Annotated in this window: 8 protein-coding genes and 1 pseudogene; 4 read left to right on the top strand and 5 right to left on the bottom strand. The window is 49.4% G+C overall.

Annotated features, from left to right (window positions below):
• Positions 1–387 precede the first annotated feature (387 nt).
• From F2S13_RS28640 to F2S13_RS28635, 3 genes and pseudogenes are all read left to right on the top strand, one after another.
• Positions 388–657, top strand: a complete 270-nt coding sequence (locus F2S13_RS28640) for a hypothetical protein (RefSeq protein ID WP_166367245.1) — start codon at positions 388–390, stop codon at positions 655–657.
• A gap of 5 nt (positions 658–662) precedes the next feature.
• Positions 663–746 (top strand): annotated as a pseudogene (locus F2S13_RS29940) (hypothetical protein); the annotation flags it as partial.
• Complete coding sequence (locus F2S13_RS28635) at positions 743–1,303, top strand: GIY-YIG nuclease family protein (RefSeq protein WP_343047651.1); 561 nt, start codon at positions 743–745, stop codon at positions 1,301–1,303. The pseudogene F2S13_RS29940 and the gene F2S13_RS28635, both read left to right, overlap by 4 nt.
• 318 nt (positions 1,304–1,621) lie before the next feature.
• On the opposite strand, the gene F2S13_RS28630 is transcribed toward F2S13_RS28635, so the two are convergent.
• The 3 genes from F2S13_RS28630 to F2S13_RS28620 form a co-directional block, all read right to left on the bottom strand.
• Complete coding sequence (locus F2S13_RS28630) at positions 1,622–2,533, bottom strand: site-specific integrase (RefSeq protein ID WP_246238036.1); 912 nt, start codon at positions 2,531–2,533, stop codon at positions 1,622–1,624.
• Between the two features lie 1,220 nt (positions 2,534–3,753).
• Positions 3,754–4,710, bottom strand: coding sequence for a hypothetical protein (locus F2S13_RS28625; RefSeq protein WP_166367244.1), 957 nt, complete (start codon positions 4,708–4,710; stop codon positions 3,754–3,756).
• 444 nt (positions 4,711–5,154) lie between these two features.
• A complete protein-coding gene (locus F2S13_RS28620) occupies positions 5,155–5,526 on the bottom strand; it encodes a hypothetical protein (RefSeq protein ID WP_166367243.1) in 372 nt (123 codons plus the stop codon).
• Positions 5,527–6,072: 546 nt separating this feature from the next.
• Between F2S13_RS28620 and F2S13_RS28615 the strand changes: the two genes are divergently transcribed.
• Complete coding sequence (locus tag F2S13_RS28615; RefSeq protein WP_166367242.1) at positions 6,073–6,312, top strand: hypothetical protein; 240 nt, start codon at positions 6,073–6,075, stop codon at positions 6,310–6,312.
• Between the two features lie 234 nt (positions 6,313–6,546).
• Here F2S13_RS28615 and F2S13_RS28610 read toward each other — a convergent pair whose 3' ends face one another.
• Together F2S13_RS28610 and F2S13_RS28605 are read right to left on the bottom strand one after the other, a co-directional pair.
• On the bottom strand, positions 6,547–8,709 hold the full coding sequence (locus tag F2S13_RS28610) for an SEC-C metal-binding domain-containing protein (protein ID WP_166367241.1): 2,163 nt from the start codon (positions 8,707–8,709) through the stop codon (positions 6,547–6,549).
• 706 nt (positions 8,710–9,415) lie between these two features.
• Positions 9,416–10,228 (bottom strand): hypothetical protein (locus F2S13_RS28605; protein ID WP_166367240.1); only part of this gene is annotated, 813 nt, incomplete at its 5' end.

Genomic DNA, 10,228 nt, shown 5'->3' with positions numbered 1-10,228 from the left:
AATTTCGATAAATGCCCCCCCTTGCGATCGTTGTATTCCCCTCCCCCTAAACTGGTAGCGTTTCCTCTAAAAAAACCTGTAATTAGCTTTTAGGGTGATCTGCTGCGTAATTACATGGACTTGACCACCAATTTGCATTGCCGCTGACCAGTCAATTGCATTCGATTTGACCAGCACACGCCGCAGTGACGACCGGCAGAGAACAACCCGTTGCCGTCTTTCATCATTCAAATGGGATAACGTCAGGTTTTGTGGGGGCACCGGCCACTCAAACCATAAAAAAGTGCACGTATAGCAAAATGGGCAATCAACCAGGAGCGGCGACAGCGCAAATTATTATGCCAACGGGTACAATGACCTCCCATCTGTTTTGCCATGAGCTCGGCTATGACACGCCATTGGTCTGAAGACCCCTACTGGACGGAGGCTGCTGACCGCTTCTACGAGCTTCGCGAGGAAGGGACGAAGCAGCTCGTCATTGACCTCGATGCCATCGACAAGACGCTATACGATGGGGATGGTCCAGCATACCGAGCGCTTGAGGCCATGCTGTCGGTGCACGAGCATGAAGGCATGGATGGATTCCGCGGGGCTCCACGAATTGTCCTGGCACTGCTGCAGATACTCAGCGAGCAAGACCGCAACTCTAAGAAATAAACTCCATGCCCAGACTCATCTACGTGCTGAAAAACGAGGCCATGCCCGGCCTTGTGAAAATCGGACTCACCACTGATACCGTCGAATCCCGCATTTCCAATCTAGTTCCAGCTCTGGAGTGCCGCTGCCGTACGAGTGCCACTTTGCCGCTGAAATACCGGCAGAGGTCAATCTGGTCAAGCTGGAGAAGACACTCCACCAGCTATTCGCCGAACACCGCATTAACCCAAAGCGGGAGTTCTTCAAGGTGGAGCCAGAGAAGGTCGTGCTTGCACTGAGCATCGGCACCTTCAAGGAAGTCACGCCAGGCAAAGTCGACATCGACCCCATCGAAGTGCAAGCCATGGAAAAGGCGAAGGAACAGCGCCGGTCGCGTATCAACCTTGCTGCGCTCGGTATCAAGGCTGGCGACATCCTGGTGCTGGCTAGGGATGAGACCATCACGGCAGCAGTGCTCGATGGCCGTAAGGTCAACTTCAAGGGCGAGCCCATGAGCCTCTCAGGCGCCGGCCTGAAGGCCATCCAGGATATGGGATACAAATCGACTTCGGTCAGTGGTTCCGACTATTGGATGTTCGATGGCGAGCTGCTGGACGAGCGCAGAGTCCGGCTCGAAGCGAAGCAATTCGAAGAACAACCTACCTAACAACTGGGATATCCGCCCATCGCTTACTGACGCCATCAATTAGCCGAATGTCGGCAAATGCCACGTTGTGGAATTCAGTCTCCCGGCAGCTTCAGTGGTACAGCAGTCGTATGGGTGACAGCTTTCTGGAGTCATCGAACGACGGGTAATGGCCGTTCCCTGCCGATCATGGTTACAAAGCGTGCTGGTCAAATCCGATGCAATCGGTGGTCAGAACGAATGCAAATGACTGGTCAGGTCGAATGCAAACGTGTGGTCAAGTGGAGTGCAATTTCGCATCTGCGGACTCCGCGGCCACCGTCCTAACAGAAGCAGGGCTTAGCGTAGGTAGGTATCGGTGATTTCCGGTCGGAAGTGACCAAGCTCTTGCGATACAATCTGTTTTGCTCGATCGATGCTACCCAGATGCATTTGTAATTCTCGGTAACGGTCCTGTGCATAGCTGTGCCGAATGCCGTGTGCCCCGTTACTGAAACCCAGAGCCCTGAAGCTGGCTTCACTGACGCTCTGAGACCAGGCCTGCCCCCCCGCAATATCGTAATGGCTCGTATAATGAATTCGCCGATCGACTCGACTGGCGGGCTCGGACAATCTCATCGTCTCTAGACGTAGGGCTAGAGGCTGCGGAATGCTCACCTCTCGGATCAAACCGCCTTTGCCAACGACTGTATAGCGAACACCGTCGCGAAATTTTTCTGGATCGGCTGGTCGATCACTCATCGGTCGCTCTGCCGCTGGCAAAATTGTCAGCAGTTCGTGCGCACGTAGTCCAGCTTCATACGCTAGCTCTGTTGAAAAACCATTTCTGTCGGTTTGGCATTCAATTATCCGCTGGACTTGATCGGCAGAATAATTTCGGCTGAGCAACACTTGCTGACGCTCAGCCTGAATCACTGACAACCTTCCTGCCTCGTGAAATCGCCCGGTGTGTCGTAGTAGTGCCTGCAGTGCCTGCCGATCACGATCGAGAGTTTTTTGGCTAACCGTTTTTGCTCGCTCCGCCAAGAAAACTTTCGCTGCTTTAGGGGAAATCTCAATCAAAGACCCACGGCCCGTTTTATGCAGCCAATTAGCAACCAACGTGAGGCTACCTTCATAGCTGAGAGATGTACCCAGGCTGGCCAGCCGATTGGAGTTGAACATGGCTTTGCTCATTACTTGAGCCTGAGTTCTCGGTTTTGCGAACGTACGCGCCAGGCTCTTTATATGTTTTCCTTTCTTCTCTTTCATTGGTTACTCTCAGTGCCCGATAGACCGAGCTGAGTGAAGTTTTTATGCCCAAAGAGGTCAAGTAGCTGAATATCTCCCTAGCACTTAACCCCTGGACAAATCTAAAATTCTTGATCATCCCATCGACAGCACTTAAATGACACTTATAGTTCCTTACCTGGCGACGAACACTTACCACTGACCTATAATAAAAATATTCAGCATCAGGTTCACTTCGGAAATTTAATCTTTCCGCGCTTAATAATTTTTTTATGGATCTTGAGATAGCTGACTTGCAGACCGAAACGCCATATATATCTTGCAGCCAGATCTGTATCATTCCCAGCGTATAACGTTGGAGGTATCGCTTTAGAATCTCGCTGTGAAAGCAGGACAGTTTATTATTCATGGCGCGCACTTATTCTGTAAGTTACAGCCACCACTTCAACATTACGAAGATTCAGCTGCAAGCCAAAAGGCGCGCTCGAATTTTCCTATTCAGTGGTTCCGACATCCAATGAATGCCTAGCCCCGTTTTACAGTCGGACTTATCAGCTGACAATTGACGAAATTAGCCAATGCAACGATGCGCTTGAAAGCACTCTCACTGTTTGCTTCTCACTATCAAACTCTACCCAACCTAAATTATCGCGTCCAAATCAGGACTCAATTTAATATCAAAGTTCAGCAGTGGTTCTACCTCGAATCACCAGATGAAGCAGTCTGATAATCCGGCCCTAGCAGCAACCTAGATAGGCGGCCAACCCATCGAGGCATTGCTACTGACTACGTTGATGAAATGCACCAACGTAGTCAGTCGCGCAGCGAGGAGAGCCAGAAATGTCTGTGCTCACACCTCGCACCTCCCCAGCTGGAACTTGCGAAATAGCGCTACGTTCCGAAGCCCAACATCATGAAAGGCATGATGTTGTTAGGGTTGAGTTCATGATTGAACTCTGGGGTGCAGATCGATATTGAATCTGCCATCCCCAGTAGGTCAACGACGGATTCGATGTGTCACATCGATTTTGCCTTTGACCGCGGGACGCGGCTCTGTCTGCGGTGTTGAGCGGAGCGAAGCACCCTGACAGAGCCGCGTGGAAACCACGCAGCAGCGCGTAGAGCGCTGCCCCAATCCGCGCTTACAAAGACGAGATACAGTGCAAAATAGCGGACCAACACAGGGATTTCCGCCGAGCGCAACTATGGCCTGATTGGCCAGTACACCAAGGCGGCCGGGATCAGCGATCATTTGTGTCGATAATATCCTGGAAGGTGCCCATAAGTTTTTCCATACCATTCTCGATGTAATATTTGCCTTGGTAGCCATAAAGTGGAACACCGCGAGAGAACGAGTCATCAGTAATTTTAAGGTCTGCATAACGTCCCCCCATATCATGCGCAATCGCACCCTCTATGTTCTGCACCGACACGTAGTTATGCGTTTGAGGGAGCCAGGCACGTACGACTTTACCTTCAGGATTTACAAGGAAGACCATTGTAGGCCACCAGTCATAGAACACACCCTCCTCGCTGCCACCACCGCCCAGGCCCTCGTAAACGTGCTTAGCCCCCTGGGAGCTCTGATCACCACCGAATTTCATGTAAGGGGCGGTCCAGTCCTTGAAGGAAAGTCGTTTTCCTCCTGAGAATCGCTCAGCCGGCGAGATGAAATAGTTAGACACGCACAAGCGGAATGCTTTCTCACATGGATCATTATCGAAGGTTAAAAAGCTCCCTTTTGAATTGAATCCATCTTTCATGAGGGAAGCCGGCACTGGATCGTAACCCAGATAGTTGATCTCAAGATCTACTTTATTCGCCTTTACGAATTTGCTCACTTCGCCTATGAATAGACTTTCCTCTTTGGCTCGCTCAGCTGCAGACAATGCCCTACCAAAGCCTTCTCTTAGCAATTGGAGATCATCACGAGGGGCCTTGGCGTCAGAATAGACATTCGACGCAACCCATAGCGACCAGCTATGCGGCTTCCATTCTGCCTTTGAAAAGGTCCAATCCCATTGCTCCAGAGGCTCCATTCTGTTTTTGGGTTTCAGAGCGTAAAGCTGACTAGGGAACTGGAATTGCGGCGAGTCATACACAACACCACCAATCCACGCGGTTGACTCAGATTTCTTGCTGTCATCGCAGCCGGCAACAGCAGCAAACATAAGGGCGATGGCCAGGTTTTTATTCATGAGCATCAACTCCAATTTAGGACCGTAAAATTTAAACCAGCAGAATGGCAATATGCCACTATTAAAGCAATCGTGATTGCATTCCGATAACTCACCTCAGTACGTGATCGACAAATCAAACGACTCAGACAGTGGCAAAACCTGGTCTCGATGTTGATCAGCGCAACCAGGATCGTCTCAATGGCTTCTACGTGCTGGAAAAAATTTGCGATGCGATCAGGCCGATGCCTAGACCGATCAACACACTGATCAACTCTCGCGCCAGCCGCTTTTCTCGCTGTCCCAGTAGGCAACGGATAGCAAATGCTGTCGTGAGTAAGGTCAGAGCGCCCCATACCAGCTGTGAAGTCAGAAACCCGGGCCAGGCAGATACGGATGCTATGGGGGAGATGCTCAGGAGCAAGGTGGCTAGCCACACGAATCGAATTCGGTCAGGGGTCATCGTCAGGCCCTCCCGGTATACGGCACATTCACCGCCGGCAGCTTGTCCACCAAACTTTGGTACCAGCACAGATGAATTTCCTCAAGGCGGGCGTCCATGTGGTTGCGTTTATTCAGCTCGCTCAAAACCAGAAAAAACGTGAGCGCATCCAGGTGTGGTGTTTCTACCAAGCGGATCTCAATTGTCATCGACTCTTGCCAATCGAAGGCAGGCACGCCGCTCAGTTGGGCATACCGATGCTCGGGATCGCCGCGCATCACCCAGCACAGACCTGGCCAAAGGGCTAAGGTGTCGAACAACCATCGCAAGTCGACCGGGCTGTCCCAAGTCGCAGACCAATCCGCGGTCAGATAATCATCAAATGTCAGGCTCATTAGCGGTCTCCAGCTAGGTATAGGAGACGCCAGATTCACAAAGCTTGACCCGTGCCAGAAGCACTTTCGCATTCCCTCAGATTGGAATCGAATTGCATTTTGGAGATGTAGCCAGACCGCGCAGCGGTCGAAACGGTGGCGTTTTGTCCTATGTGGCATGAGTGGCGCGACTGACGAATTCACGCTGGCCAGCGCAGTGCAGAACCTGCGACGAGCTGGAAAACCCTACTTTTTCAACGCAATCGGCCGATTGCTTTCTGTCGCGAAGGGCTGCAACTGATTGTTCTCTTTCGGCCCCCTTCGGAGTGCATTGGCCAACTCGGGCGTAGACGATGGTCAGCACCAAACCAATTTTTTGGTAATAGGTCGGTTCGTCCAATTGGCTATGCCGTAGACCTGTCTGGCAAAATGGTCCGAATCGGCTCATTTGGTCAGTCTCGCCGCTAGTTCGTGTGTCGAACTGTTAGGCGGCAGTACCGCCTTGAGACCTTCTAGCGCCGCTATGATGTAGGATCGCCATCATCTGCCAGGAAAGGATATGTAGATATGGATGAAGTGTGGATGCGTCAAATACGGGAAGCTATTGAAAATTTTCCGCCTCGACCAGACCTGGACGGCCTGATCGAAAGTGGAGACATTGTCAAAGTGCCGGGAGGGTACCAGGCACCCACCGAGAAGGGCCGCAAAGCAATCGAGAAATACGCGATCGGCTTCAAGATTAGTAACAAAGGAAAGCCGCTCGTATATCGCCTCAGCATCCGCCGAAAGCGCAAGCCCTCGATGTGAGGCCGCAGTACCCCGCGAAAGTGCGAAGACCGTCCACAGTGTTGATTCCTACACAGTGTGTTGCTTCCCACACTCTGTGGCGTTTTCCCCACGAACATTGAGACCGAACCGTCTCACTGAGACCAAAACGTCACGCAGCGCGATATTTCACTGTGGGAGGGAAGGGTTGCAGGGCTTTTACCTAGTGATAGAGATGTACTCAAAACGGAGTGCATCTCCTCACTTTCTGATCGTCTAGGAAATGCAGCAGTTTTTGTACTTCTTTCCACTACCACAGGAGCATTTTTCGTTCCTGCCAATTTTTCTAAGGTTATTCACTTTGGTAGTGAAGTTGATGCCTTTTGCATCTCTGAGGCGCTGTTGTGGTTTAGGCATACGCTTGGTGGCCTCATCCAATTCACTTGAATGCTCCCAAGGTTCGGTAAGGCTGATTCCAAATTTTAGCTTAGCGTTATTTGGGGAAATACAGATGCCAAACCAAGATTTAGCTTTTTGCTCGTACTTTCTCAAAGTGCACAACCCTCGAAGTCGATTGCCAGCTACTTCAAGAGAGTCTTCATTACAGTGAATAGTCAGTCCTGTTGAGTGCTTCGGAAGCGCGAATACAATATCGTGATGCTTCCCATCTGCTTTGGATAGTTGAGTGATTTTTTTGATAGCAGTATTGAATTGCTCAACAAGGTCACCGCTAAGCTCGAGCAGTAAGAATCCGAAATCTATTGTTTGGGGGACCGCCAGGCTTTCAATGTCAGTAATTATACTGTCAAATTCTGTTCCTTTGAATTTTGTCAGTATTCCTTCGGGGGTCTTCGGGCCGGGCGCTCCAAGTCGTCGGCTAAACATAGCTAGATCGAGCTCTGCACCGACGTTGTCTTCAACAAATACCATAGAGTTATCATTCTCTACCCACAGATTTTGCTTAAGGTGATAGGACAGAATTGTCAACTCGTGATTGGACATTATCTTATTGTTGTGAGTTGTTCTTTTGTTTATATAGCTCAAGAAGTAGAGTGGTGTTTGAAGCATTTCTGACATCACGTCCAACAAGAAGACGTCCATGACCAGAGTAGGTTTTATTGTTTCTGTTGTTTGGAATTTCAAGAATTGACGAGATTGAAAGCTAAGCGCAGGGTAGTGTTCGGATATCACGCAGACAGGATATATTTCTTTAAAGTTTCTTTCTAATATTAGTTCGTTCTTTTCGCTATCTATGAGAGTGTAAGCTTCATCAAGTAAAAAACCCGCACAAAGAAATGCTTGATCGTTTGCATCCTGAATTGCTTTTTTGAAGTCATCTCGAAGGATGTTGTCGTTCCCCTTGCGTGCTGCGAGTGTAAGCTTTTTTGATTTTGCTTGAAGAATTATTGCTCTGTCAGCATAAACAACCAATACATCGATTTCTCCAACTCGGGTTTTCTTGTTCTTATAGATGTCGATGTTGGTATGTACATTCTTTTCACCAAACACGAGCTTTAAGCGCTCGGCCGAAAACTCTTCTGTGAATTCTCCACGATGTTTTCTGGCGGTATCTGTGTACTGCGGATCAGAGTTAAGCCAGAAAAATGGAGTTTCATACAGCGCTTCGGATAGGCTGTAGCTTTGGAAGGAGATGTATCCGGTTTCACTTATTTTTATTATCGGGAAGGCATTTGACGCGTTAAAGTCATCCAGCGCTGAGAAACTTAATAGCATTTCAATCGGTAGTGTAAAAGCGTCGATGAATGCTTGGATGGCGTTTGTGTCAATGCCGGAAAAACTGGAGATGTCTTCTACGGTAAAAGTGAAAGCAGGCAAGAATGTCCAGGTTTCAGGTGCTTGAGTAGAAAAAGCTTTTCTAGTTGAGGCGAGCTTAGTGCTCTGAAATTCATCTATTGCGGAAATAATATCGTTTGCCTGCGCCACGGAGAATTTCTTATTTTTTTCAAACCATGAGTTGTCTTTTTTGTATTTTATACTTGATAGGTCTCTATACTGGAAGTTGTATGCGCCTTCCCCGCCATAGAAGATGGATTCTCGAAACGCGGCTCCTCCCGCGATTGGCAAGGGAGCTTCGCTTTTTTCATCTTTAAATGTTTTCATTACAGGAAGAAACATGGCGTTATGAATTTCTTCAAGTAAGCTCTGGGTTTTTTCTATATATTGTAAGGCTATCGTAGGGGTAATGCTTGTAATGTCCAATCCGCTTTTGCAGGAAAGCCCTATTAGTGTTGAGAGTTCGGTACGGGTCAGTCGCTCTGTAGTGAATTGCTCAAGGACATTTTCTACAGTCATTGTGTCTGCGTATTTAATCGCGTTATCCCTAAAGGATAATAACGCAATCGCATGAAGGTATCCTGGAGATGAGCATAGTTTTTCCAACTCCAAAAAAATTTCACTTTCAGTGCGTGTGACGTCCATGTGGTGCATCTCCAAAGCGTCGGTGTGGGTGAGGTGGAGGCCAAATGCTGTGTAGTGTTTGGAAGCAACCATCGATTAGTCAAGCATCTGAGTCGCGGAGTACTGGTCCATGACGGAGATGTGATTGGGATGATATATTCTGCGCTCATCTGTTGCGTTACTGGTAATGCAGTGACACGATGGAACTGAGTGATCTTCGTTTTCAAGCAGTTCAGCTCCGTGACAGCACCGTGGAAGCAAAAAGAACTATACGAAGCCGTTTTCACGGATGCAATCGGACGATAAGCCCCGTATTTGCTGGCATGACCCAAGCTTGGAAGCTTCTAAATTGACCCTCCTAAGGGGAAGGTTGGCAGTTCGAACCTGCCCTTGGACACCATATAATTCAAGGCTTCCACCCAATTGAGGTTTTTCTATCACAACCTCGTGGGTGCAGTGCGGGTGCATACGCAATACTCTAGCCGGCAAAAGCCCCGCGACAGAATCACCTGGGCGGGGCTTTTTTTATGCCGATTGTGCTGCGCTGGTGAAGTCTAAGGCCTGGCGATGGTGCGAGCGAGCAACGAAGGTTGGGACAGCTGTCCTCGCTGTCAAAGTGTCTGATAGTGAAAAGTTCAGGGGCTGAGACAGGGTGATTGCTCAGATTCCACGTAGTAACGCGCTCTCTTCCCCCAACTCCCTAATTAGAAAAACATAGCCATAGGTATCATTGATGATTTTCAGAGGGATTTTGTTTATTGAATCTTGCGCGTAGAACATTTCGCCCCACGCGTCGTTGCAACTTGTGGCTCAGGGTAAACAGGCCCCACTGTTTTGGCCCGAGACGTGAATCGCCGTACCTTTTTTTAACGCACAAGACAAACTTTTCCCAACCGCTGAGCAATTCGTGGTCAAGGGAGTCAAATGCAATCTTGAGGGTAAAGCCTTGATCAGGTAACCCAACCGCCATCTCGCCATCAAGAATCACATACTTAGCGCGCAGGTCACCTGCAACGTCATGGCCGAGTCTCCCCAACTGCGAAACAATCTGCTCAACCGACTCTTCAACGGCGTGCTGAAATCGCTCGATCTGATCGTGACAAGCGTCTGTGCGAATTACCGCCTCAACAGTCATGCCCGACGCGCTGACAGGCCCACCAAGCGGGCCATAAACAGTCCCGTCTTTCACTGTGACTACACAGTTTGCCCGCTTTTTACGCAGAGTCGTGCGGTCCGATTCAGTCATTGGGTCGGGTGAAACTCCGTGAAGCACGTACTGGTGTATTGCGTCAGGCCAATTCTGATGTAACGTTTCGACGATTTCAGTACTCGCCCACCCCTGATGCTCGTAAGTATTGATTGCGTAAAAGACTTCATCGGTCACGAGCGCAAAAACGACAGGGGGAGTTCGCTCCACCAGACCGGGAATCTTGGGGTGCGGCCCAATACCTAAATGGAAATGATGAACTCCCCAATCATCTAGAAGACCATCCTGATTGCGAAAGCTCAGATGATCTTTGTGGACTTGCCCCTGCAAAAC

Origin of the sequence: Pseudomonas akapageensis (assembly GCF_011355085.1) — a bacterium.
In the GTDB taxonomy this organism is placed as follows: Bacteria; Pseudomonadota; Gammaproteobacteria; order Pseudomonadales; family Pseudomonadaceae; genus Aquipseudomonas; species Aquipseudomonas akapageensis.
The sequence above is the reverse complement of the archived record's forward strand: the minus strand, read 5'-3'. Positions and strand labels throughout refer to the sequence as shown.